Genomic DNA, 24,026 nt, shown 5'->3' with positions numbered 1-24,026 from the left:
GTCCCCGTGACCGATCAGGCCGCCGCGGCCTTCGCGTACTTCGCCTCGTGGGCGATGAGCTCGGCCTTCCGCTCGAGCCCGTAGCGGAACCCGCCGAGGCTGCCGTCGCGGCGTTGGACACGATGGCACGGCACGAAGAGTGCTGCGGCGTTGCGCGCGCAGGTGGCGGCGGCCGCGCGGTGGGCGGAACCCTTGCCCGCGCGTTCGGCGAGCTCGGCGTAGGTGACCTGCGCACCGGGCGTGACCTTCCGCAGTACGTCCCACGCGTGGGTCACGAACGGGCCCGACAGCTGGCGGACCGGGATCTCGTCGATCGCGGCGAGATCGCCCTCGTCGTAGCGGAGCAGGGCGGTGGTGACGACGCCGAGATCGTCGACGCGCAGGAGCTCGTCGGGACGCAGCTCGGAGTTGATCAGTGCGAGCAGGTACTCCGGGTCCTCGGTCCAGCCCGAGGCGAGGACGGTACCGGCGCGGACGATGGTGGTGAACGCGCCCGTGTTCAGGGTGGTGGTCGACCAGTGGGCGGTGGTCATGATGTCTCCTCGTGTGTCGTGGTTGTCGTACTCGGACGTTCGCCGTGCAGCAACGGTTCCGTCTCCCTGAGCGCGTCGTGCCACAGGTGCATCGACACATACGACCGCCACGGCGACCATCGCCGCGTGTCGGTGAGATCGAGACCGAGGTGGTCGGCCCGGCGCCGCAGGATGAGGTCGGTGTCGAGCAGGACGTCGGGATCACCGAGCACGCGCATCGCCACGTAGTCGGCGGTCCACCGTCCGATGCCGGGTAGGGCCATGAGGTGTTCGCGCATCTCGTCGGCCGCGACCCCGGTGTGCAGGGGGACCGCGTCCTCCGCGACCGCGCGGGCGACGGCGATGATGGAGGCGACGCGTCGCTTCGGTCCGCTGAGTACGGTGTGGCCGTGTTCGGCGACCGCGGCGGGCGTGGGGAACAGGTGTGTCACCGGCGCGGTCCCGATGTCCGGGCCGAGGGGTTCACCGAGGGCGGCCACGAGTCGTCGACCGTGGGTGCGCGCGGCGGCGAGACTGATCTGTTGGCCGAGCATGGTGCGCATGAGGGTCTCGAATCCGTCGACCGCGCCGGGTACCCGGATGCCGGGACGGCGTGCCACCAGCGGGGCGAGATCGGCGTCGCCGCCCAGGCTCTCGTCGACCGCGACGATGTCGGCGTCGAGGTCGAGCAACCGTCGCAACCGGTGGACCGCGGTGCCGAGATCGCGGACGTCGACTCCGCTGATGTCGGCGCTCACGTGATCGGGGTGCATGGTCAGCGAGGCGGTCGCGGCCCCGGCGGGCAGCGACAGCGACCGGTGGTAGGTGGTGCCGTCGAAGTGTTCGAGGCCCTCGATCACGTGCCCGGCGAGGAACCAGGTGAGCCATTCCGGTGAGAACGGCTGCCGCACCGATAGTTTGAGCCGCACGTTCAAGGCGGGGCGGTCGGTGTCGACTGTCGTGTCACGCGTGGCGGCGACGGTGCCCGCACGGCGGCGCCGCATCTCGCTGGGCGTGCTCGCGAAGACCTCGCGCACGGTGTCGTTGAACTGCCGTACGCTCGCGAACCCCGACGCGAAGGCGATGTCGGCCATCGGCATCGCGGTGCATTCGATGAGGATCCGCGCGTTCGTCGCCCGGTTGGCGCGGGCCAGGGCCAGCGGTCCGGCCCCGAGTTCCTCGGTGAGCACCCGGTTGAGCTGGCGCGGCGAGTAGCCCAGGGCCGCCGACAACCCGTCGACGCCGTCGCGGTCGACGAGCCCGTCGCCGATGAGCCGCATCGCCCGTCCGGCGAGGTCGCCGGAGACGTTCCAGCGCGGCGATCCCGGCACCGCATCGGGGAGACATCGCCGGCAGGCGCGGAACCCACCCTGCTGCGCCGCGGCGGCGGTCACCACGAAGTCGACGTTCTCGGCGCGTGGTGTGACGGCTGGACACGACGGGCGGCAGTAGATGCCTGTGGTGCGGACGGCGACGAAGAACTGGCCGTCGAACCTGCTGTCGCGAGCCGACACCGCGCGATAGCAGCGTTCGAAGTCGAGGTCGGGCGAGGTGGCCACCGCAGGTGTCATGACTCCACTGTGTCAGCCCGCGCGGACACTCACTGGCGGGTTTCGGACACGGCGGTCACGACGGGTGTCGGTGGTGCGGTTCAGCAGCACCGCCCCTGCGGGTTCGCCTCCTGCTCGTCGTGCCGCATGCGCCAGTAGTCGCGTTCGGACAGCGCGGGTGTCCCCGGGTGTCGGGCGGTGTGGTGGGCGACGTAGCGGCGGTAGTCGTGATCGCCCATCACCGCGCCGACGTAGGACCACGCCGTGCGGACCGCGGCGGCGAACGTCGCCTGCCCGTTGCCCGCGGCTCGCTCTTCCCGTGCGGTCACCGCAACGACTCCGTGGGGCGGTCGTCGTGTGTCGGTGACGCGCGGTGTTCGGCCCACTCCTTCTCGATCGCCTTCTCGGTGGGGGTCGCGATCATGCCGCTGGGCGCGAACAGCTTCGAGGGGACCGGTTCGTCCTCGGTGGTCGGCAGTCCGCCGGCGCGGAACGCCTTGATGCACACCCACACTCCGGCGAGCGCCACGATGATGACCAAGACCGCGAACACGATCGACAGGGTGCCCTGGATGAAGGTGTTGCGGATGACGGCGTCGATCTCCGCGGGTGTCGTGGCGGTCTTGAAGGTGGTCTTCCCCGCGTCCTTGGCCTCCTGGAACAGATCGTGGTTCGCCCAGTACCCGATCGCCGGGTTCGAGGAGAAGATCTTCTGGTACGACGCGGTCATGGTCACCGCGAGGTCCCAGACCAGCGGCAGGCCCGGGATCCAGGCCCACTTGAACAGGCCCTTCTTCACCACGACCACCAGCACCACGGTGAGGGCGACGGCGGCGAGCAGCTGGTTGGCGATGCCGAACAGCGGGAACAGGGTGTTGATGCCGCCGAGTGGATCGGTGACACCCATCAGCAGGATCGATCCCCAGCCGGCGACCACGATGAACGTGCACACCCACGCCCCGACCCGCCACGACGGGTCGGCGAACCGCTTGCCGCCCTTCACGTTCGACAGACCGTCGGAGAGCATGAACCGCGCGACGCGGGTACCGGCGTCGACCGTGGTGAGGATGAACAGTGCCTCGAACATGATCGCGAAGTGGTACCAGAACGCCTTGAGCGACGCACCGCCGAACGCCTGCTGCAGCGTCTCCGACATACCCATGGCCAGCGTCGGTGCGCCACCGGTGCGCGAGATCAGCGACGGTTCCTCGACGCCGTCGGCGAACGCCTGCAGTTGTTCGGCCGAGGTCGGCGGCCCGGACAGCCCGAGCTTGGTGTTCGTGTACTGCGCTGCGGTCTCGGCGGTTCCACCGGTCACACCCTTGGGGGCGTTCATCGCGAAGTAGAGGTGCTGGTCGAGGATGCAGGCGGTGATCAGCGCCATGATGGCCACGAACGACTCGACGAGCATGCCGCCGTAGCCGATGATGCGCGCCTGGCTCTCCTTCTCCAGCAGTTTCGGGGTGGTACCGGAGGCGATGAGCGCGTGGAATCCCGACAGCGCGCCGCACGCGATGGTGATGAACAGGAACGGGAACAGTGAACCCGCGAACGCGGGACCCTGCCCGTTGGAGGCGAACTCACTGACCGCGGGTGCGTTCATCACCGGTCGCGCGATGAGGATGCCCACCGCGAGCAGTCCGATCGTGCCGACCTTCATGAACGTCGACAGGTAGTCGCGCGGTGCCAGCACGAGCCACACCGGAAGCACGGCTGCGGCGAATCCGTAGATGATGATCGCCCAGCTCAGGAAGACCGGTGAGAGCGTGAACCAGTCCTCGCCCCAACTGGTCTCGGCGACCCAGCCGCCGGAGACGATGGCGAGCATCAGGAGTACGAACCCGATCGCGGAGACCTCGGAGATCCGGCCCGGTCGCAGGTAGCGCAGGTACACGCCCATGAACACCGCGATCGGCAGCGTCATCGCGAGTGAGAAGACGCCCCAGGGGCTCTCGGCCAGTGCGTTGACCACGACGAGTCCGAGGACGGCGATCAGGATGATCATGATGACGAAGACCGCGACGATCGCCGCGATGCCGCCGACGTTGCCCAGCTCGTCGCGCGCCATCTGGCCCAGGCTGCGGCCGCGGCGCCGCGTGGAGATCGACAGCACCAGGTAGTCCTGCACGGCGCCGGCGAACACGACGCCGACGATGATCCAGATCGTCCCCGGCAGATAGCCCATCTGCGCGGCGAGCACGGGTCCCACGAGAGGGCCGGCGCCGGCGATGGCCGCGAAGTGGTGGCCGAAGAGGACCCGCCGATCGGTCGGCATGTAGTCCTTGGCGTTGTCGAGGATCTCCGCCGGTGTCGCGTGGTCATCGCGGGGTTTGATGACCTTGGTCTCGATCAGTCGCGCGTAGAAGCGGTAGGCGATGACGTAGGTGCACACCGCGGCGAGGACGAACCAGACGGCGTTGACACTCTCGCCGCGCACGATGGCGATCACCGCCCACGACACGGCGCCGACGAGGCCGATGATCGCGAAGAGGATCCGCTTCCCGACGGTCATCGGGGAGCGGTCGACGATCGCGACGGGCGGCTGTGTGGGGTCGTTGCTGATGAGTTCGATGTCGGGGTGGTGCGGGCGTTCTCGGGTGGTTGTCACCGTGGGTCCTCTCCGATGTCGCAACCGATGCCGTGGGCATCGACGCGGGCCATTGTGTGGCGCGCGTCACTATACCGACGGCCCGGCGGGCGCCGACGAGGGCGGGCATTTCGGCCAGGCGAGGCGAAATCGCGGACACCCACCGGCCCTGCATGTCATCCTCGTAACATGCGCGTAACACGGAAGAAGAGGGACGAGCGGCCTCTCGCGGAGTTCCCGGGGTGGGGCCTGGAGATCATGATGGGTCTCTACGGCGAACAGCAGGTGCGCGACGCACTCGCCGCCGAATGTGCCGACGAGGCACCGCGACAACCGGTCTCCGATGCGGCCCCCGCGGCCGATCATGTGACGTCGGCCGGTTCGACCGAGGCGACCGAGTTCGAGGCGGTCACCTCGATGCTCGCGCGGGTGCGCCGATTGCGTCGTCGCTGACGGCGTCAGCCGAGGCGCACGCGCAACACCTTGTCCTGGTCGTCACCGTTGTCGGTGGTGATGAGCAGTGATCCGTCGGGCGCGGTGGTGATCGACCGCAGTCGCCCCTGCGAACCCTGCAGGAGGTCGACGCGCTCGGTGGTCGAGGTACCGGCGGCATCGAGACGCAGGAGCATCAGGCGCTGCGCCTTCAGGGTGGCCACCGCGATCATCCCGTTGTACTGCCGCCACGACGGGCCGAGGAACTCGAGGTCGGCCACGGCGAGCGTCGGATCTCCCGACGACCACACCGCCGGAACCGATCCCGGGTGGCGCGTCTCGTCGGTCATGGGGACGTTCTCGTCGTAGGAACCGCTGCCGGTGTTCGGGTCCCACCCGTAGTTCGCCTGCGGGCGTTCCAGATTCAGCTCGTCGTCGATGGTCGGCCCGTGTTCGGTGGTGTAGAGCCGATCGGTACCGGGCGCGAACGCGAGGCCCTGCGGGTTGCGGTGCCCGAGGCTGTGGACGGGTGTGCCGGGGAAGGTCCCCGATGCCGGTGTCCCGTCGGCCGTGATGTGGAGGACCTTGCCGCCGAGGCTCCGGAGATCCTGCGAGGCGGTGGGATCGGCGGTGTCACCGGTGGACACCCAGAGCGTGCCGTCGGGCGCGGGGAGGATGCGACATCCGCTGTGTCGCCCGGATGCGCCGAGCGGGATCCCGGCCAGGACGGTGCCGGTCTGCCGCATCGACGACCAGTCGGCCGCGGCGTTCCAGCGGACCACGCGGACGTCGCCGGCGTTGCTCGCCGCGCAGGTGTAGACGGTGCGCGAGGCGTCGAAGTCGGTGGCGAGCGTCAGCGCCATCAACCCGCCCTCGCCGCGCGCACGGACATCGGAGGTGTCAGCGGAGACGTCGGCGACACGACCGTCGTTGTGTCGCACGACGATACGTCCACCGCGCTCGCCGGTGACGATGTTGCCGGCGCGGTCGATCGCGACATCCCAGGGATGGTCGAGCCCGGTCATGAGCTCGGTGACCCGGACCTGGCCGTCGACCACCGCGGTCGACGACCCGGAGGCGGGGGTGCCGTTCGAGGTCGACGACGAGGTGGGGTCGGCGTCGGAGCACGAGGCGAGGAGCAGGCCGGCGGACAGGGCCGCGACGGCGACGGGCAGAGCCCGGCGGGACAGGGTGGTCGGCTTTGTCCGATACGCGATCACCTCCTCGAAGGTACACGCGCGCGGCCGTCGACCGGATGGCCGCGAACCGCGCCCGGGCGTCGAGCCCCGTCGTGTAGCGTCGGCTACGCAGCCGAGAACCCGCGCTGAGGACTGTCCGCGGACCGGCTCGCCCGGCGCGCAGCGATGTCTCGAAGTCGAACCGCATCCGTCGTGGAGGTGGCCCCTCATGGCCGACAAGAAATCCGAGAAGGACAACCCGTCGCTGAAAGACCCTGACCTGTACGAGGAATTGCGCGACGAGGGCAACTCCAAGGAGAAGGCCGCGCGCATCTCCAATGCGGCCGCCAAGCGCGGACGCTCGGCCGTGGGGCATTCCGGCGGAACATCACCGGCCTACGACGAGTGGACCGTGGCGGAACTGCGTGACCGGGCCAAAGAGCTGGGCCTGCACAACTATTCGGACAAGAACAAGAGCGATCTCATCGATCTGCTCCGTTCGCACTAAAGGAGACAACACATGTCGAATGACCTGACCGGCAAGACGATCGCGTTCCTGGTGGCTCCCGAGGGCATCGAGCAGGTGGAGCTCACGCAGCCCTGGGATGCGGTGAAGCAGGCCGGTGGCACGCCCAAGCTGGTGTCGACCGACCCGGGAACCGTGCAGGGGTTCAACCATCTCGACAAGGCCGACACCTTCGACGTCGACGCCACCGTCGGCGAGGTCAGCGCCGCCGATTTCGACGCCCTGGTGCTGCCCGGCGGTGTCGCCAACCCCGACTACCTGCGCACCGTGGAGTCTGCCGTCGCGTTCACCGCGAAGTTCTTCGATCTCGGCAAGCCCGTCGCCGCTATCTGCCATGCGCCGTGGACGCTCATCGAGGCCGGGGTCCTGGCCGGCCGGACGTTGACCTCGTGGCCGAGCCTGCAGACCGACATCCGCAACTCCGGCGCGACCTGGGTCGACGAGGAGGTCGTCGAGTGCACCGCCGGCCCCAACACCCTGGTCACCAGCCGCAATCCCGACGACCTGCCGGCGTTCTGCGAGCGTCTCACCTCGGTCGTCGCGGCGGGCTGACACCGATGGCCACCCGGATCGGGTTCAAGCTCATGGCCGAGACGTTCGATCCGAAGGAGATCGTCCGTCAGGCCGTGGCCGCCGAGCGCGCGGGTTTCGACTTCGTCGAGATCAGCGACCACTACCACCCCTGGCTCTACAGCCACAAGCATTCGGGGTTCGCCTGGTCGATGCTCGCGGCGATCGCCGTGCAGACCGAGACCCTCGGTCTCGCAACCGGTGTGACGTGTCCGTTCATCCGGTACCACCCGGCGATCATCGCGCAGGCCGCGGCGACCACGGCCCTGTTGTCCGACGGCCGCTTCACCCTCGGTCTCGGATCGGGTGAGCGGCTCAACGAACACGTCACGGGGGCGACCTGGCCCTCGGCGCACATCCGTCACGAGATGCTGCGCGAGGCGATCGAGGTGATCCGCCTGCTGTGGTCGGGTGGCTATCACACCTATCAGGGCAAGCACATCACCCTCGACGACGCCCGCGTCTTCGACCTTCCCGACGAGTTGCCCGAGATCGTCGTGGCCGCGGGTGGGACCAACGCCGCCGAGATCGCGGGTCGTTCCGGTGACGGGCTGTTCACCACCGAGCCCGATGCCGATCTGATCGCCGCCTACCGCGACGCCGGGGGGACCGGTGCCCTCTACACCGAGGTCCCGATGGCGTGGGCCGACGACGTCGACACCGCCGTGGCCTCGGCCCACGAGAAGTTCCGGTTCGGTGTCACGGGGTGGAAGGTGCAGTCGGAGTTGCCGAATCCGATCAACTTCGAGGCGGCCACCTCGTTGGTCCGCCCCTCGGACGTCGCCGACGCGATGTCGTGTGGGCCCGACATCGACGCTCACGTCGCGTCGGCGAAGGAGTTCGCCGACGCCGGGTTCGATCATCTGACGCTGCTCAACGCCGGGCCTGATGTCGACGCGTTCCTCGCCGTCTGCGAGTCCGACCTCATCGGGAAGATCCGGTCGGTGGCGGGCTGAGCGAGTCGGTGGCGCGCGCGGCGATATGTGACGATTGACCCATGCCGCATGGCGCAGAGGTAGGGGATCGTCCGACTCGGGGTTCGGTGTACGCGCGACATCTCCGCTTCGCCGCCGTCACCGGCGTGGAGATCGTCGCCGTGGCCGCAGCACTGTGGCTGGTCGGATGGTCGATCGGCGAGCTGTGGGTGATCCTCCTGCCGGTGGTGTTGGCGATCATCGCCTGCACCGTTCTGTGGCCGCCGGTGCGGTGGTTGCGTTCGAAGGGCATCCCACCCGCGGGGGCGGTGCTGCTCGTGTTGCTGGTGGCCGCACTCGTGATCGCCGGAGTGGTCGCCGCGATCGCCCCCTCCATCGTCGAACAGACGACCGAGCTGGGCGACCGCGCCACCGCCGGCGTGGTGCAGGTGCAGGACTGGCTGCAGGGCCCGCCACTACGGATCAGCGACGACCAACTCGACACCGCGGTCAGCGCACTCACCGATCGGTTGCAGTCGAGCAGCGAGCAGATCGCCGCCGGACTGTTCACCGGCGTCGGGGCGGTCACCTCCGCTCTGGTCACCGTCTTCACGATGCTCGTGGTGATCTTCTTCCTGCTCAAGGACGGCCCGCGTTTCCTCCCGTGGCTGCGGCGATCGGTGGGCAACCCGGCCGCGCCGCATCTCGCGGAGATGCTGACCCGCGTCTGGAAGACCCTCGGCGGGTTCATCCGCACACAGGCCCTGGTGAGCCTGGTCGACGCGTTCTTCATCGGGCTGGGGCTGGTCATCCTCGGGGTGCCGCTGGCCTACGCGCTGGCCGTCATCACCTTCATCGCCGGCTTCGTGCCGATCGTGGGCGCATTCGTCGCCGGCGGCCTGGCGGTGCTGATCGCACTCGTCTCGAACGGGGTCGTCACCGCGCTGATCGTGTTGGCGATCATCCTCGCGGTGCAGCAACTCGAGGGCAACGTGCTCTCGCCGTGGCTGCAGTCGAAGTCGATGAACCTCCACGCCGTCATCGTGCTGCTGTCGGTGACGTTGGGCAGCACCCTGTTCGGAGTCATCGGTGCCTTCCTCGCGGTTCCTGTCGCCGCCTCGGCCGCGGTGATCATCCGGTACTACGGCGAGCAGGTGTCGTTGCGCACCGGAGAGACCGACCCCGACGACGTGAAGGTTCTCGCCGACGACACCGCCATCGTCGACGCCGCGGCCCCCGACCCCGCCGATCGGGCAGATAACACCGTCGACCGTGCAGATAACGCCGTCGATCGGGCAGAAAACACCGTCGATCGGGCAGATAACACCGTCGATCGTGCAGAAAAGCCTGCCGACGGTCCCGCGGAGTAGCCGCCGACGCCCACGGGTGTGAGCTGGGGGACCGGCGAAAACTAGACTGGACCCTCGTGAGCCTCACCCTTGGAATCGTCGGACTGCCCAACGTCGGCAAGTCAACCCTGTTCAATGCCCTGACCCGCAACGATGTGCTGGCCGCGAACTACCCGTTCGCCACCATCGAGCCCAACGTCGGGATGGTCGAACTGCCCGATTCCCGCCTGGGTCGCCTCGCCGAGATCCACTCCAGCGAGAAGATCCTGCCCGCGACGGTGTCGTTCGTCGACATCGCCGGCATCGTGAAGGGCGCGTCGGAGGGTGAGGGCATGGGCAACCAGTTCCTCGCCAACATCCGCGAGGCCGAGGCCATCTGCCAGGTGGTCCGCGTGTTCGCCGACGACGACGTGGTGCACGTCGACGGGCGCGTCGATCCGCTCGCCGACATCGAGGTCATCGAGACCGAGCTGATCCTCGCCGACATGCAGACCCTCGAGAAGGCGATCCCGCGCCTGGAGAAGGACGCACGCAAGGACAAGAGCCTCGCCGAGTCCCTGGCCGCGGCGCAGAAGGCGCAGGAGCTGCTCAACAGCGGCAAGACCCTGTTCTCGCAGCAGGATTCGATCGATCTCGCCTCGCTGCGTGATCTGCACCTGATGACCACCAAGCCGTTCCTCTACGTCTTCAACGCCGACGAGTCGGTGCTCACCGACGACGCCAAGAAGGACGAACTGCGTGCCGCGGTCGCGCCGGCCGACGCGGTCTTCCTCGACGCCAAGGTCGAGAGCGAGCTGCTCGAGCTCGACGCCGAGGACGCGCAAGAGCTCCTCGACTCGATCGGTCAGACCGAGCCCGGCCTGCACTCCTTGGCCCGTGCCGGCTTCCACACCCTCGGCCTGCAGACCTACCTCACGGCGGGCCCGAAAGAGTCGCGCGCGTGGACGATCCACAAGGGCGACACCGCGCCCAAGGCCGCCGGCGTCATCCACACCGACTTCGAGAAGGGCTTCATCAAGGCCGAGATCGTGTCGTTCGACGACCTCGACGCCGCGGGCACCATGGCCGCCGCCAAGGCCGCGGGCAAGGTCCGCATGGAGGGCAAGGACTACGTCATGCACGACGGCGACGTGGTCGAGTTCCGCTTCAACGTCTGATCGATCGGTTGGTCCGTGGCAGTTCGTGTCGCCCAGCGACACCAGCTGCTACGGATCGCGACGGCGCTGTGCGGCCGTGGTCGCGTATTCGTGCACCGCGGCGGCGACGAGGACGATGAGTACGGCCAGGGACAGGCGGAACGTGATGCCGCCGATGCCATTGACGGCGACGGCCACGGCCACGGCGAGGATCGCGACAGGTGACGCGAGCACCGTGAAGACGGCCACCATCGGTCGCGGTCTGGCGTAAGCGGCCTGCACGAGCGCCGCGAGGACCACGAGTGCTGCCGCACAGGCGGTCACGATCCCCGTCCACTCGAGTCCGCCGCGCACCGCGTAGTCGATCTCGAGCGAGGTGGAGTAGGCCTTCGACAGCTCGACACCCTCCAGCGGTTCGTACGAACCGTGGTAGGTGACCGTCCGTTCGTTGCCGAGGTCCAGCCACGACACCCGCCCTGCGGCCAGGGCGACGACCACGTACACCCACCACGACGCCCGTCGGAGGCGCCGTGCACCGGTCAGGATTCGTTCGGCGTCCATGCGCCTCACCATCGCACAGATCCGTAGCAGTTCTTCCCGCTGTGCGGGACGAACTGCTACGCATACAGACGTGACCTCGACGCAGACCCTCGACGACACCGACCGGCGAGCGTGCTCCCCTGAGCTGCCGTCCATCGAGCAGACGGCTTGACGACTCAACCGCGAAAGTAGTTCCAACCGCCGTTCATCCCGACTCTGCGTGCACTGTCGACGTTGATCATCATCGCGCGGGCATTCGGCCAATCGAGGGCCTGGAACTTGGTGATCACCGCGTCCCGCACCTGGGCCAGCCACGTTCGGTCGACGGCAGCGGATTGCCAGACGTCCCAACGGTCAAGGGTGAGAGTCAGCCACTCGGGCAACTCCTCGTCGTCGAGTCCCGTCAGCAGAACCCACACCACCAGGTTGTCGGGGTCGAGGTCTACGGCGCCGTAGTGCAGAACCGAATCGACCGTCACTCGCCCGTGCGTCGTGCCGACGAGGTCGGTACGAACCGAATCCATCGCGCGGCGTGCGGTGGCGATCGCATCCATGCTGGAAGTCTCCTTCTCGTCGATTGCACTGCGCGTCGCCCTGTGACACGAACTCGCACCGATACACGTCGGCGGACCATAGCCTCAAGGTATCCACAATGGGATACCGTCGAGTATACTTGCCGTGTGGCGGCAACGATCAAGGTGTCCGAAGAGTTGCGTGACCGGATAAATCACGATGCGCAGGAACGGGGTCTGACGGCCGCGGGTCTCATCGAGGGCCTCATCGACGGGTATGAGCGACGCAGACGGATGGAGTCGTTCGGACGTGCGTTCCGTGACGCAGACGACGCCTACTGGGACGAATTCGGTTCGTGGGACATCACGTTCGGAGACAGTCGTACCGGTGGGTGACCTCAGGCGCGGGATGGTTGTCTGGGCCGAACTCGACCCTGTGCGCGGACGTGAGCAGGCGGGCCGCCGTCCAGCGCTTGTCATCGCGAGCGATCTGTACCTCGAGCAGGCCGACACCCTCGCGATCATCGTGCCCGTCACGACGACGGACCGTGGCTGGCCCAATCACATATCCCTGAGTGGACCCGATCTGGCGCTGAGCCGTGCGGCGTTCGCCATGACCGAACAGCCCCGGGTTGTCTCGCGTGAACGCCTCTTCGATCCCGCTGGAACTGTCGATGCCGCCACCATGCGAGCAGTCGACGGATGGCTACGAGACTTCCTCGGACTGCCGTGAGCGCCGACCGCGACGACTTCACCATGGCGGTGCTCGATGTCGTCGACCAGATCCCACCCGGGCGGGTGATGACGTACGGGTCCATCGCCGAACACCTGCAGCGCGGCGGTCCACGCGGCGTCGGCGGGGTGATGGCCCGCGACGGCGAGGCGGTGACGTGGTGGCGCGTGGTCCGCGCGAACGGGACGCTGCCGGCGCACCTCATGATCGACGCGCAGGAGCACTGGCACACCGAGGGGACACCGTTGCGGCGGGGGATCGTCGACATCGACGCCGCGCGGTGGTGGCCGGAGTGACCGTCACGCCCGCAGCCGGGGCGCGATCGCTCACCGCCGGCGCCCTGGTGTTGCTGACCGCCCTGTACTTCGCGCAGGGTCTGCCGTTCGGGTTCTTCACCCAGGCGCTGCCGGTGGTGTTGCGCAGGTCCGGCTACTCACTCGTCACCATCAGCGCGACGGGCATCCTCTTCGCGCCCTGGGCGTTGAAGTTCCTGTGGGCGCCCTACGTCGACCGCTACGGATCTCGTCGTCGATGGTTGCTCACCCTCCAATCCGCTTCGGCCGCAGTCGCTCTGATCCTCGCGTGCCTGGATCTCTCCACGACGTTGACATGGCTGTTCATCGGCATCGCGGTGGTCAACGTCTGCTCCGCGACGCAGGACATCGTCACCGACGGCCTCGCGGTGCGGCTGCTCGGCGAGCGAGAACGCGGTCTCGGCAACGCGATCCAGGTCGGTGCCTACCGCATCGGCATGATCGTCGGGGGAGGAGCGCTGCTGTGGCTGTTCTCCCTCGGCGGGTGGCGCGTGCTGTTCGTCGCGATGGCCGCACTGTTGGTGCTGTCGACGATCCCGGTGTGGTTCCTGCGCGCGCAGACCGAGACCGCCGACGATGCCGCGAAGGAGTCGACGAGGCCGTCGGCCGCGGCGATGTCGGTGGCGTGGATCGCGCGCCTTCGCCGTCCCGGGATGATCGCGTTCATCCTCCTGGTCGCCGCCTACAAGTTCGGCAACTCCATGGGATCGGCTCTGGTGGGCCCGTTCCTGTCCGACGCCGGCCTCACGTTGTCGCAGATCGCGCTCATCGAGGGGGCGCTGTCGTCGGTGTCGGCACTGCTCGGTGCGGCGCTCGGCGGGTGGTACGCCTTCCGGCACGGCCGCAGGCACGCCCTCGCAGTCGCTGGGATCGCGCAGACCGTCGCGCTGGTGCTCTACGTCGTCGCGTCGTTCGACGTCGGCGGACTGCCCCTGCTCGTGTCGGCGAGTGTCGCCGAACACGTCCTCGGCGGCGCCGCCACGGTGGTCGTGTTCGCGCTCATGATGGACGCCTGTCAGCGTGAGTACGCGGGTAGCGACTACACCCTCATGGCGTGTGCGGTCGTGTTCTCCCAGGGCGCAGCCGGTTTCGCCGCCGGCGTGGTGGGCGATGTGTTCGGGTACACGGCGATGTTCGGTTCCGCGTTCGTCCTGTCCGGCATCGGCTGCGCGGTGCTCATGATCGCCCTCGCGCGCGGGGTCGGACCCGTCGAAGTGCGTAGGTCGCTCGGGGTCCACTCGCCGGACCGCGCGGCATGATGGAGCGATGAGCATCGATCGCGCCCCCGAGGTCTCCCGACGTCTCGCCCGTCGACTCGCCGTGTGGGGCGGGATCTCGACGGTGGCGGGTGGTGCGCTCGCGGTGGCCGGCCCCACCCCGCGGTCGCGGGCCTTCGGACTCCAGAACGCGATGTGGGGCGCGATCGACGTGGCCATCGCCGCGATCTCGACCCGTCAGTCGACGCCGCCGACGTCATCGAAGCTGCGCCGGTTGCTGCTCGTCAACACCGGTCTCGACGTCGGCTATGTCGCGGGCGGTGCGCATATCGTCGCCCGGACGCCGAGTTTCGGCGGCCGGATCACCGCCGATCAGGCACGTGGGCACGGTACGGCGGTGATGGTGCAGGGTGCGGCGCTGTTCGTCCTCGACCTCACCCACGCCCGCGCCCTGTCGTGACCGACGATCAGGGTCACATGTCGGTGGCGGCGACAACCGCCTGCCACAGTGCCTCTCGCGCCTGCGGTGAGTCCTTGCGCCACGACGGGTAGTGCGTGGGTCGGGGTGCGCGGTCGTGCCAGAACTTCCCGTTCGTGCTCGTCGCCTCGGGAGAGGCGGCGAGCCACACGATGGTGTCGGCGCCGTCGTGCGCGGTGCGCAGGATCGGCTTCATCACCTTGCCGAAGCCCGGGATGGAGTCGGTGACACCGGGGGTGTCGGCCCAGCCCGGATGCATGCTGTGCACCTTCGGGTCGTCGGGGAGTGAGAGATGCTGTGCGAGTTGCTCGGTGATCACCACCTGCATCCGCTTGGTGCGTGCGTAGGCGGTGAGTCCGGAGTAGTCACCCTCGGTGAACTCGAGATCGGTCGTGGTCAACGGCACCGGGTACATCCCGCCACTCGACACGAACACCACGCGGGAGTCCGCGTCGAAGAGTTCGCGCAGGCCGATCGTCATCGCGACCGGCCCGAGCACATGGGTGGCGAACGCGGCTTCGTGGCCCTGCTTCGACTCGGTGCGTTCCGGTGGCATCACACCGGCGCAGTGGACCACCGCGTGGATGCCGGTCAGATCGGCGCGCAGGTCGGTCACGAGCCGTGCGACGGCGTCGAGGTCGCTGATGTCGCACTCGCGGATCACGAGGTCGGCGTCGCGCACCTCGCCCCGGATGGTGTCGGCGGACGACTCGAGGCGCTCCGTGGACCGTCCCACCAGATGCACCCGCGCTCCGAGTCGGGTGAGCCCCGCCGCGGTCGCCGCGCCGAGTCCGGACGAGCCCCCGGTGACGACGATCTCGGTGGGGGAGGTGAACGGCTCGGGGTCGGGTGCCCAGAAGCGTCTCCGCACAGCCGACCCGATCGCCGAGTAACCGGGGATGACGGTGACATCGAGCGCGGTGTCGATCGCGCGGGTCAACAGGCTCATGACCACGAGGTTAGTCGGCGACGATCCGGCAATTGGGACACGGAACAACCACCGACCCGATTCTTTGTAGTGAGTCAAAGCAAAGGTGTCGAATCGAGAACTATTGATGCACGCCATTGTTATTTTTCTGCTCGCGCATCGGCGCCAACGGGGACGTCGACACTCGAGATCGGACATACAGCATGAAGATTCGCAGGTACCTCACCAGCGCAATGGTCGCGGCGGTGGCAGCATCGGTGCTGTCGAGTGTCGGCGCGGCGGCGGCGCAGGCCGACGTCGGCGACGACTACCCGGTCGGCCTCGCGTTCGACGCCGAGACGGTGTCGGTCATCTCCAAGACCGGCCAGCCGATCACGTTCGGGAAGACGACGCTGTCGAGCCGCACCGATCTCACCAACCTGGTGGGGACGCTGAACCTGCCACAGACCACCGCTGCCCTGAAGCTCGGTCCGTTGACCCTCGCGACGTTCACCATCTCCATCGTGGAGCCGACCAAGGTCACCGGCACCATCGCCCAGGGCGAGGTCGACGGCCGGACCACACTCGATCTGAAAGTCGCGCAGTCGTTCAAGATCCGTCTCGACAAGGTTGCCCCGCTGGGCATCGGTTCACTGGGTTCGTCGGATCTGACGTTGGTCCCGGCTGGCGGCAACTGCGCGACGCAGACCACGACAGCGAACCTCACCGGGTCGATCGACGCCGCGAAGCTGTTCCAGGACAACACCGCTGACACCCACGTCAAGGGCAGCTACACGATCCCGGAGTTCCAGGGCGACTGTGGTCTGTTCGCGCCGATCATCAACGCGCTGATCGCCGGACCGAACAACACGCTCGACGTGCACCTGACCAACCCGGTGTTCGACTTCGGCTCGACGTCGCGTGCCGCCGCCGTGCAGAAGGTGCTCGCCGACTAGCTCCGTGCCGTCGTCGCGGTGTGGGTCACTCGGTGTAGCGCCACGTCGGAGAGCCCACCCGCGGCGATGGTCGCGGTCATGAAGGTGCAGAACGGCTGCCGTCGCCGGTCGGTGGGCGAACCGGGGTTCAGCAGGCGGAGTCCGTTGTCGGCGAGGGTGTCCCACGGGATGTGGCTGTGCCCGAAGACGAGGACGTCGGTGTCGGGGTAGGCCGCCGCCATGCGTTTCTCGCGGCCTGCCGCGGCACCCGTCTCGTGCACCGTGGTGAACCGCAGACCGCCGAGCGTCACGTCGACTCGTTCGGGGATTCGGGCGCGCAGTTCGGGGCCGTCGTTGTTACCCCAGCACGCGACGAGGCGCGCGGAGCGGGACTCGAACAGGTCGAGGGTGGCCTCGTCGACCCAGTCGCCGGCGTGGAACACCACGTCGGCCGCGTCCATCGCCTCGAGGAGTGCGGGCGGTAACTGCTTGGCACGCTTGGGGAGATGGGTGTCGGCGGTGAGCACCAGCGAGATGGGCCCTTTTGCCGCCGGTGTCGGCGACACCGCTCAGCCGGGGAACGGACCGGCGCGACCGAGCAGCGCGGTCACCGGTGACTCCAGCTCCGTGCTGATCCACGTCGCGGTGTCGACCACCTTGGTGCCGTCGATCCCCGTGGAGACGCCCGACCTCTCGAGTTGATAGCGCAGATCCTCGGTGGCGATGTTTCCGGTGGCGGCGGGGGCGAACGGGCAACCACCGAACCCGCCGATGCTCGAATCGAGGGCGCAGTCACCGAGGTCGAGTGCGGTGAGAGCGTTCGCGTACCCGGTGTTGCGGGTGTTGTGGAAGTGCCAGCGGTGGGCGACACCCGGTGCGACACGGGCGAGACCGGCCCCGAGGTCACGCACCTGGGCGGGCACACCCACCCCGATGGTGTCGGCGATCGCGATCTCGTCGGGGCCCGACTGCGCCACGCGGTCCATGATCTCGATGACGCGCGAGGCGGGAACCTCGCCGCTGAACGGGCAGCCGAACGACACGGCCAGGGTCGCGGTGGTGAACACGCCTGCGGCGCGGGACCTCTCGGCGATCCGCTCCCACCGGGCGAGGCCCTCGGCGACGTCGCAGCCCTGGTTCCGGAGGCTGAACTCGTCGGAGCACACGACCACGACGTTGACCTCGTCGACGCCGGCGGCCAGCGCGCGGTCGAGCCCGCGTTCGTTGAGGACCAGCCCGATGTAGTTCACGTCGTCGAGGCGGGGGAGCGCGGCCATGACCTCTTCGGCCCCCGCCATCTGCGGTACACGCGCAGGGTTGACGAAGCTGACGGTCTCGATGCGCTTGAGCCCCGCCGAGACCGCCCGACGGATGAACTCGACGCGCGTGTCCACCGACAGTGCCTTGCGTTCGTTCTGGAGTCCGTCACGGGGACCCACTTCCACCACATGTGCGACCGAGCCCGTTGCAGTTGCCATGTGTCCATCATCGCCCCTCCAGCTTTTGCATACAAGGATGTGGCTGGACTCTGTTAATTCTGGGAAAAAGCGGCGGATGTCCAAGGTGTATGGCCTACTTTGCATACAACTGAGGAATCGAGGAATCGGTGGAACGAGCAGTCGACCGGGTGTACACCCACATCCGTGCCGCCATTCTCGACGGGCGGCACCGGCCGGGCGATCGTCTCGGAGAAGCGGAGCTCGCCGAGGTGACCGGCGCGAGCCGCACACCGGTGCGTGAGGCGCTGCGGCAACTCGAGGTCGAGGGACTCGTGGAGGTGCTGCCGCACCGCGGCGCCCGCGTCTACCAGTTCACCTCTGACGATCTCGAGGAGATCTACGACCTGCGGATGACCCTGGAAGCCTTGGCGGCCGGTCGTGCGGCGTCCCGGATCACGCAGGCGCAGCTCGATCAGATGGCCGAGCTGTGCGATCGAATGGAGGCGGCCGCGCGTGTCGACGACCTCGAGATCGTCGCCACGGCCAACATGGAGTTCCACGCCATCGTCCGAACCGCCTCGGCGAGTACGCGGCTCACCTCCATGCTCAGCGCCGTGATCCAGCTGCCACTGATGATGCGGACCTTTCACCGCTATGCGCCCGAGGATCTGCAGCGCAGCGCTGGGCATCACCGCGAGCTGATCGCCGCCCTGCGTGCCCGGGACGAGGTGTGGGCCGATGCGGTGATGAGGTCGCATGTCCGGGCGGCCAAGGCCGTTCTGCTCGCGTCGATCCGCGCCGACGAGGAGGCAGCCCCATCGACGGCGACGACGGCTCAGCGGGCGGGAACGACGACCCCACCGATGCACACAACGGCCCCACCGGCTCAGAGCGGAGTCCTTCGATGACCACAGCCCCCGAGACAGCACCCGACACGACGGTCGCCCGGACCGGCCCGCTCGCCGATCTCCGGGTCGTCGAGATGGGCCAGTTGCTCGCCGGACCGTTCTGCGGACAGCTCTTGGCCGACTTCGGGGCCGAGGTCATCAAACTCGAGGCCCCGGGGACCGGGGATCCCATGCGGCAGTGGGGACGGGAGAAGCCCTACGGCAAGTCGTTGTGGTGGCCGGTGGTGGCCCGCAACAAGAAGTCGGTCACGTGCAACATGCGCACCCCCGACGGGCAGGAACTCGCCCGCGACATCATCTCCCGCTCCGACATCGTCGTCGAGAACTTCCGGCCCGGGACCCTGGAGCGGTGGAATCTCGGCTTCGACGAGCTCCGCGCGGACAACCCGGGTCTCATCATGGCGCGGGTCAGCGGCTACGGGCAGACCGGTCCGTACTCGACGCGCGCGGGATACGGGTCGATCGGCGAGGCCATGGGCGGGATCCGTTACGTGACCGGGGATCCCGACAATGCCCCGTCGCGGGCGGGGATCTCTCTCGGCGACTCGCTCGCCGCGGTGTTCGCCACCATCGGCGTCCTCACCGCGCTGCACAGCCGCTCGGTCACCGGTCGCGGACAACTCGTCGACGCGGCGATCTACGAGTCGGTGCTGGCGATGATGGAGTCGATGCTGCCCGAGTGGGCGGTGGCCGGCTATCAACGCGAGCGCACAGGATCGGTGTTGCCGAACGTCTCACCCAGCAACGTCTATCCCACGCGTGGCGGCGAGATGATCCTCATCGCGGCAAACCAGGACACCGTCTTCGCGCGCCTGGCCGCGGTGATGGGCCGCGACGACCTGGTGTCGATGCCGCGCTTCGCCGATCACGCCGCCCGCGGGGAGAACATGGTCGAACTCGACGACATCATCGCCGCCTGGACGGCCGACCTCGAGACCGACGAACTGCTCGAGATCCTCCACGCCGGCGGTGTGCCCGCCGGTCGGATCTACACCGCGCGCGACATGTTCGACGACCCGCACTTCGCCGCCCGCGACGCCATCGTGCGTCTGGCCCATCGCGACTTCGGCGAGTTCCCCACGCACAACGTCTTCCCGAAGCTCTCCGACACCCCCGGCGCGGTGCGGCACCTCGGACCCGAACTCGGCGAACACAACGACGAGATCTATCGCGGTCTGCTCGGTCTGTCCGACGAGCGCACCGCCGATCTCGCCGCCCGATCGATCATCTGATCCACCCCACCTCGACCCCACAACCGGCGACACGACACCTAGGAGACACCATGCGATACCGACTCGGAGTGGACGTCGGCGGGACGTTCACCGACGTCCTGCTGCTGGAGGAGACGTCGGGGAGCACCTTCCGCGCGAAGACCCCGTCGACGCCGGCCGACCAGTCCGTCGGAGTCCTCAACGGCGTCACCAAGGTGTGCACCGATGCCGGCATCGACCCGGGACAGATCGATCAGGTGCTGCACGGGACCACCGTCGCGACCAACGCGATCCTGCAGGGCCGTGGCGCCCGTGTGGGGTTGGTGACCACCGACGGCTTCCGTCAGGTCCTGCAGATCGCACGATCGTTCGTCCCGGGTGGACTCGCGGGCTGGATCATCTGGCCGAAACCCGAGCCGTTGGCCAAGCTCGAACACACCGTGCAGGTGGTCGGCCGCATCGGCGCCGACGGTGGTGAGATCACCCCGCTCGACGAGCAGCAGACCCGCGCCGAACTGCGCAAGCTCAAAGGCGCCGAAGTCGAGGCGATCACGGTGTCGCTCATCAACTCCTACGCCAACAGCGCGCACGAGGAGCAGGTCGGCAGGTGGGTCGCCGAGGAGCTGCCCGACATCCCGATCTCGTTGTCGTCGCACGTGTTGCCGGAGATGCGCGAGTACGAACGCACGCTGACCACCGTCGCCAACAGTTATGTGCAGCCCGAGGTCTCGCGTTACGTCAAGAACCTCGACTCGTCGCTCAAGGAGAAGGGGATCAGTGCCCCGCTGTCGATCCTGCGCAGCGACGGCGGGCTGGTGCAGGCGGGCAAGGCCGCTGAGGACCCCGTGTCGCTGCTGCTCTCGGGTCCGGCCGGCGGCGTCACCGGCGCGGTCTGGTTCGCCCAGCAGGCCGGGTACTCCGACTTCCTCACGTTCGACATGGGCGGCACCTCCACCGACGTCGCGCTGGTCCTCGATGGTCAACCCCGGATCGGTCGTGAGACGAAGGTGGGCGACCTCGCGGTGCGTGCGACCAGCGTCGACGTTCGAACGGTCGGCGCCGGTGGCGGTTCGGTCGCCCACGTGCCGGAGCTGACCAAGGCCCTGCGCGTCGGACCGCAGTCGGCCGGTGCCGATCCCGGCCCGGCCGCCTACGGCAACGGCGGCACCGAGCCGACGGTCACCGACGCCAACGTCGTGCTCGGTTATCTGCCCAGCGACCTCGCCGGCGGCGAGGTGACGCTCGACGTCGACGCCGCCCGCACCGCGGTCGCGACGATCTCCGACGCCATGGGTCTCGACTCCCCGGAGGCGGCGGCGTCCGGAGTGATCGACATCGTCAACGAGAACATGTTCGGCGCACTGCGACTCGTCAGTGTCCAACAGGGTTACGACCCGCGTGATTTCGCGCTGGTGTCGTTCGGTGGCGCGGGACCCCTGCACGCCAACGCGCTCGGTCGACTCACCGGTGCGTGGCCGGTCATCATCCCGCCGTCACCCGGGGTGCTCTGCGCCTACGGTGACGCCACGACCTGTCTGCGCGCCGAGAGCGCGCGCACCCTGGTGCGGGCCTTCAACGAACTCGACAGCGACGAACTGCGTTCGGTGATCGCGGATCTCGCCGAGGTGGCCACCGAACGGCTCGAGACCGAGGGGGTGCCGCGCGCCGAACAGACGGCGACCTATCAGGTCGACCTGCGCTACCACGGACAGGGATTCGAGATCCCCGTCGACCTCGATCCCGATGTGCTGACCGCCGGCGGAGACCTGTTGGCGGAGTTGGGCAGCGCCTTCGACACCGAGCACAAGCGGTTGTTCTCGTTCCTGCTCCGCAACGAGCGCGAGGTCATCAACCTGCGCGTCACCGTGAGTGGTCCCCGTCCCGAGGTGGCGTGGACCGAACTGGAGCAGGGGTCGGAGGATCCCTCGGCCGCCCTGCTCAACGAGACGCTGGTGTGGATGGACGGCGCCCACACGAGCGCCGGTGTCTTCGATCGCGCGAAGCTGCTGGCGGGCAACGTGATCACCGGCCCGGCCATCGTCACCGAGATGGACTCCACCACCCTGGTGCTCTCCGGCCACGCAGCCACCGTCGATCCCAGCGGCAGCCTCATCATCCGACCGGTCTGACCCTCCCCACCCCGACACACCTCCCTCCCACCACAGGAGAACCACGATGGCCACCATCATCGAAACCGCCACCGATCCGGTCGAGAAGACCTCGGTCGACCCGGTCACCCTCGACATCATCGAGAACGCTCTGCGCAACGCCCGGTACGAGATGGACGAGGTGCTGTTCCGCACCGCGCTGTCGCCGGGCATCCGTGAACAGCACGACGAGTTCCCGCTCATCGCCGACCCCAGCGGAAAGATGGTGGTCGGTCAGTTCGGACTCTCGGTGCCCGACTTCCTGGACAACTTCGACGGAACGGTCGGCGACGGCGACATCCTGCTCACCTCAGACCCGTACGCGTGTGGCGCTGCGATCAGCCACGCCAACGACTGGCTCATCGTGCTGCCGATCTTCCACAGCGGGCGGGTCGTCGGATGGTCGTCGATGTTCGGCCACATGTCCGACGTGGGTGGCAAGACGCCGTCGTCGATGCCCGCCGATGCACGCACCATCTTCGAGGAGGGCGTGGTGATCCCGCCCTTCAAGCTCTATGACCAGGGCACGCTCAACGAGACCGCGCTCGACATCATCCTCAACCAGGTGCGCATGCCCGACTGGAATCGCGCCGACCTCAACGGCCTGGTCGCGGCGTGCACCACCGCGTCGCGACGCATCGTCGAGCTGTGCGACCGGTTCGGTGTCGAGGTGTACCTCTCGGCTCTCGACGCCCTGCTCGACCGCAACTACCAGGCCATGAAGGTGTTGCTCGCGACACTGTTCGTCGACGGCGAGACCATCGAGTTCAGCGACTACATCTGCGACGACGGTTGTGGTTACGGGCCCTACGAACTCACGATCAAGCTGACCCGTCACGGAGAGAAGATCCACCTCGACTTCTCCGAACACGCGCCACAGGCCGTGGGGCCGATCAACTATTTCATCAACGAGAACCTCGTCCGGATGTTCTTCGGCATCTACGTGATCACCATCGCCGACCCGCAGATCCTGTGGAACGACGGGTTCTATCCGCTCATCGACGTGACGATCCCGGACAACTCGTTCTGGAAACCGGCCTACCCGGCGGCGCTCAACGGCCGCAACCACGGCATCGGTCGCGTCTTCGACCTGTTCGGAGGGCTTCTGGGACAGAACAACCCGGAGATCCTCAACGCCGCCGGGTTCTCGTCGTCACCGCACTTCATGTACTCCGGCCACTACGACGGCGGCCCACGTGACGGAGAGTGGTTCCAGCTGTACTCCATCGGCTTCGGCGGTATCCCCGGTCGGCCGATCGGGGACGGCCCGGACGGTCATTCACTGTGGCCGTCGTTCGTCAACATCCCGTGCGAGTACCTCGAGTCGTACTACCCACTGCGGGTCGAGCGGTGGGAGACGTTGCCCGACACCGGTGGAGCGGGTGTGCACCGCGGCGGCAACGGCGTCGACGTGGCGTACCACTTCGAGCAGCCGGGCACGATCGCCATCCACGACGACCGCTGGCTGACCTATCCGTGGGGCGTCAACGGCGGAAAGCCCGGTGCGCGCGGCCGCAAGTGGATCGTGCGCGCGAACGGCGACGTCGACATCCTGCCCAGCAAGATCCACGACGCACCTGTGTATCCCGGTGACGTGCTGCACTTCGTCACCTGGGGCGGCGGGGGATGGGGCGATCCACTCGAGCGCGATCCGGAGTTGGTCGCCCTCGAGGTACGTCGCGGACTGGTCACCGTCGACGGGGCCGTCGGTGGCTACGGGGTGGTGTGCGACGAGAACGGTGTCGTCGACACCGCGGCGACCGACTCCCGTCGCGGCGAGATCCGTGCCGGGCGCGGGGAACTGCAGACCTTCGACATGGGTCCGTCGATCTCGGAGATCCTGGAACGCTGCGAGGCCGAGACCGGTCTGCCGGCCCCACGTCCGCCGGTGAGCGTCGCGAAGTCGGCGTCCCGGTGAGCGCGCCGCCGGT

Annotated in this window: 26 protein-coding genes; 16 read left to right on the top strand and 10 right to left on the bottom strand. The window is 68.1% G+C overall.

The annotated features are described in order from the left end of the window. Positions 1-14: 14 nt before the first annotated feature. The 4 genes from ASG12_RS14235 to ASG12_RS14220 all read right to left on the bottom strand — a co-directional run bounded on the left by ASG12_RS14235 (position 15) and on the right by ASG12_RS14220 (position 4,670). The gene (locus tag ASG12_RS14235) at positions 15-533 is read right to left on the bottom strand and encodes a methylated-DNA--[protein]-cysteine S-methyltransferase (RefSeq protein WP_055790601.1); all 519 of its coding nucleotides are present in this window, start codon (positions 531-533) and stop codon (positions 15-17) included. Next, positions 530-2,083: an AlkA N-terminal domain-containing protein gene (locus ASG12_RS14230; protein ID WP_055790600.1), complete on the bottom strand. Its 1,554-nt coding sequence runs from the start codon at positions 2,081-2,083 to the stop codon at positions 530-532. Before ASG12_RS14230 ends, ASG12_RS14235 begins: the two co-directional genes overlap by 4 nt. An 80-nt stretch (positions 2,084-2,163) precedes the next feature. After that, positions 2,164-2,391, bottom strand: a complete 228-nt coding sequence (locus ASG12_RS22260) for a YbdD/YjiX family protein (RefSeq protein WP_055790597.1) — start codon at positions 2,389-2,391, stop codon at positions 2,164-2,166. Beyond that, positions 2,388-4,670: a carbon starvation CstA family protein gene (locus ASG12_RS14220; RefSeq protein ID WP_156378103.1), complete on the bottom strand. Its 2,283-nt coding sequence runs from the start codon at positions 4,668-4,670 to the stop codon at positions 2,388-2,390. The genes ASG12_RS22260 and ASG12_RS14220 overlap by 4 nt, the downstream gene beginning before the upstream one ends. 168 nt (positions 4,671-4,838) lie before the next feature. On the opposite strand from ASG12_RS14220, the gene ASG12_RS14215 reads away from it, so the two are divergent. Further along, a complete protein-coding gene (locus ASG12_RS14215; protein ID WP_156378102.1) occupies positions 4,839-5,102 on the top strand; it encodes a hypothetical protein in 264 nt (87 codons plus the stop codon). 5 nt (positions 5,103-5,107) lie between these two features. On the opposite strand, the gene ASG12_RS14210 is transcribed toward ASG12_RS14215, so the two are convergent. Next, complete coding sequence (locus tag ASG12_RS14210) at positions 5,108-6,301, bottom strand: PQQ-dependent sugar dehydrogenase (protein WP_235456879.1); 1,194 nt, start codon at positions 6,299-6,301, stop codon at positions 5,108-5,110. Positions 6,302-6,488: 187 nt separating this feature from the next. Here ASG12_RS14210 and ASG12_RS14205 point away from each other — a divergent pair, with 187 nt between their 5' ends. From ASG12_RS14205 to ychF, 5 genes are read left to right on the top strand one after another with little or no spacing between them, the layout of a single operon-like run. Beyond that, a complete protein-coding gene (locus ASG12_RS14205) occupies positions 6,489-6,767 on the top strand; it encodes a DUF7218 family protein (RefSeq protein WP_045823508.1) in 279 nt (92 codons plus the stop codon). Between the two features lie 12 nt (positions 6,768-6,779). Further along, a complete protein-coding gene (locus ASG12_RS14200; RefSeq protein WP_055790590.1) occupies positions 6,780-7,337 on the top strand; it encodes a type 1 glutamine amidotransferase domain-containing protein in 558 nt (185 codons plus the stop codon). Between the two features lie 5 nt (positions 7,338-7,342). Further along, positions 7,343-8,311, top strand: coding sequence for a TIGR03557 family F420-dependent LLM class oxidoreductase (locus tag ASG12_RS14195; protein ID WP_055790587.1), 969 nt, complete (start codon positions 7,343-7,345; stop codon positions 8,309-8,311). A gap of 41 nt (positions 8,312-8,352) precedes the next feature. Then, positions 8,353-9,639: an AI-2E family transporter gene (locus tag ASG12_RS14190; RefSeq protein WP_082501988.1), complete on the top strand. Its 1,287-nt coding sequence runs from the start codon at positions 8,353-8,355 to the stop codon at positions 9,637-9,639. A 56-nt stretch (positions 9,640-9,695) separates the two neighbouring features. Next, on the top strand, positions 9,696-10,775 hold the full coding sequence (gene ychF / locus ASG12_RS14185) for a redox-regulated ATPase YchF (RefSeq protein WP_045823504.1): 1,080 nt from the start codon (positions 9,696-9,698) through the stop codon (positions 10,773-10,775). A 48-nt stretch (positions 10,776-10,823) separates the two neighbouring features. Here the strand turns inward: ychF and ASG12_RS14180 are convergent, their stop codons facing one another. Next, positions 10,824-11,315, bottom strand: coding sequence for a hypothetical protein (locus tag ASG12_RS14180; protein WP_055790584.1), 492 nt, complete (start codon positions 11,313-11,315; stop codon positions 10,824-10,826). 155 nt (positions 11,316-11,470) lie between these two features. Further along, positions 11,471-11,848 (bottom strand): hypothetical protein, encoded by a 378-nt coding sequence (locus ASG12_RS14175; protein WP_055790581.1) that lies wholly within the window; start codon positions 11,846-11,848, stop codon positions 11,471-11,473. A 126-nt stretch (positions 11,849-11,974) separates the two neighbouring features. Between ASG12_RS14175 and ASG12_RS14170 the strand changes: the two genes are divergently transcribed. The 5 genes from ASG12_RS14170 to ASG12_RS14150 are packed head-to-tail and all read left to right on the top strand — an operon-like array spanning position 11,975 to position 14,530. Continuing rightward, positions 11,975-12,202, top strand: a complete 228-nt coding sequence (locus tag ASG12_RS14170) for a toxin-antitoxin system protein (RefSeq protein ID WP_055790578.1) — start codon at positions 11,975-11,977, stop codon at positions 12,200-12,202. Further along, positions 12,195-12,539, top strand: coding sequence for a type II toxin-antitoxin system PemK/MazF family toxin (locus ASG12_RS14165; RefSeq protein WP_235456877.1), 345 nt, complete (start codon positions 12,195-12,197; stop codon positions 12,537-12,539). Before ASG12_RS14170 ends, ASG12_RS14165 begins: the two co-directional genes overlap by 8 nt. After that, positions 12,536-12,835: an MGMT family protein gene (locus ASG12_RS14160; RefSeq protein WP_235456867.1), complete on the top strand. Its 300-nt coding sequence runs from the start codon at positions 12,536-12,538 to the stop codon at positions 12,833-12,835. The genes ASG12_RS14165 and ASG12_RS14160 overlap by 4 nt, the downstream gene beginning before the upstream one ends. After that, complete coding sequence (locus ASG12_RS14155) at positions 12,832-14,112, top strand: MFS transporter (RefSeq protein ID WP_200932785.1); 1,281 nt, start codon at positions 12,832-12,834, stop codon at positions 14,110-14,112. Before ASG12_RS14160 ends, ASG12_RS14155 begins: the two co-directional genes overlap by 4 nt. Before the next feature lie 7 nt (positions 14,113-14,119). Further along, a complete protein-coding gene (locus ASG12_RS14150; RefSeq protein ID WP_055790570.1) occupies positions 14,120-14,530 on the top strand; it encodes a DUF6992 family protein in 411 nt (136 codons plus the stop codon). A gap of 13 nt (positions 14,531-14,543) precedes the next feature. On the opposite strand, the gene ASG12_RS14145 is transcribed toward ASG12_RS14150, so the two are convergent. Beyond that, on the bottom strand, positions 14,544-15,497 hold the full coding sequence (locus ASG12_RS14145) for an SDR family NAD(P)-dependent oxidoreductase (RefSeq protein ID WP_055791022.1): 954 nt from the start codon (positions 15,495-15,497) through the stop codon (positions 14,544-14,546). 182 nt (positions 15,498-15,679) lie between these two features. Here ASG12_RS14145 and ASG12_RS14140 point away from each other — a divergent pair, with 182 nt between their 5' ends. Continuing rightward, a complete protein-coding gene (locus ASG12_RS14140) occupies positions 15,680-16,411 on the top strand; it encodes a hypothetical protein (RefSeq protein ID WP_055790567.1) in 732 nt (243 codons plus the stop codon). Here the strand turns inward: ASG12_RS14140 and ASG12_RS14135 are convergent. After that, positions 16,408-16,926, bottom strand: coding sequence for a metallophosphoesterase family protein (locus ASG12_RS14135; RefSeq protein WP_055791019.1), 519 nt, complete (start codon positions 16,924-16,926; stop codon positions 16,408-16,410). The two genes, ASG12_RS14140 and ASG12_RS14135, sit on opposite strands and share 4 nt — an antisense overlap. A gap of 33 nt (positions 16,927-16,959) precedes the next feature. Next, complete coding sequence (locus ASG12_RS14130; RefSeq protein ID WP_055790564.1) at positions 16,960-17,868, bottom strand: hydroxymethylglutaryl-CoA lyase; 909 nt, start codon at positions 17,866-17,868, stop codon at positions 16,960-16,962. 128 nt (positions 17,869-17,996) lie between these two features. On the opposite strand from ASG12_RS14130, the gene ASG12_RS14125 reads away from it, so the two are divergent. From ASG12_RS14125 to ASG12_RS14110, 4 genes are read left to right on the top strand one after another with little or no spacing between them, the layout of a single operon-like run. Continuing rightward, complete coding sequence (locus tag ASG12_RS14125) at positions 17,997-18,737, top strand: GntR family transcriptional regulator (protein ID WP_200932784.1); 741 nt, start codon at positions 17,997-17,999, stop codon at positions 18,735-18,737. Next, positions 18,734-19,969 (top strand): CaiB/BaiF CoA transferase family protein, encoded by a 1,236-nt coding sequence (locus ASG12_RS14120; RefSeq protein ID WP_055790562.1) that lies wholly within the window; start codon positions 18,734-18,736, stop codon positions 19,967-19,969. The genes ASG12_RS14125 and ASG12_RS14120 overlap by 4 nt, the downstream gene beginning before the upstream one ends. A 50-nt stretch (positions 19,970-20,019) precedes the next feature. Continuing rightward, positions 20,020-22,077 carry a hydantoinase/oxoprolinase family protein gene (locus tag ASG12_RS14115; RefSeq protein WP_055790559.1) on the top strand — a complete coding sequence of 686 codons (2,058 nt, stop codon included), beginning with the start codon at positions 20,020-20,022 and terminating at the stop codon, positions 22,075-22,077. A 46-nt stretch (positions 22,078-22,123) separates the two neighbouring features. Further along, complete coding sequence (locus tag ASG12_RS14110; RefSeq protein ID WP_055790556.1) at positions 22,124-24,013, top strand: hydantoinase B/oxoprolinase family protein; 1,890 nt, start codon at positions 22,124-22,126, stop codon at positions 24,011-24,013. Positions 24,014-24,026 lie beyond the last annotated feature (13 nt).

The organism is Williamsia sp. Leaf354 (assembly GCF_001424365.1).
Classification (GTDB): domain Bacteria; phylum Actinomycetota; class Actinomycetes; order Mycobacteriales; family Mycobacteriaceae; genus Williamsia_A.
This window is presented reverse-complemented; position numbering and strand designations above follow the sequence as displayed.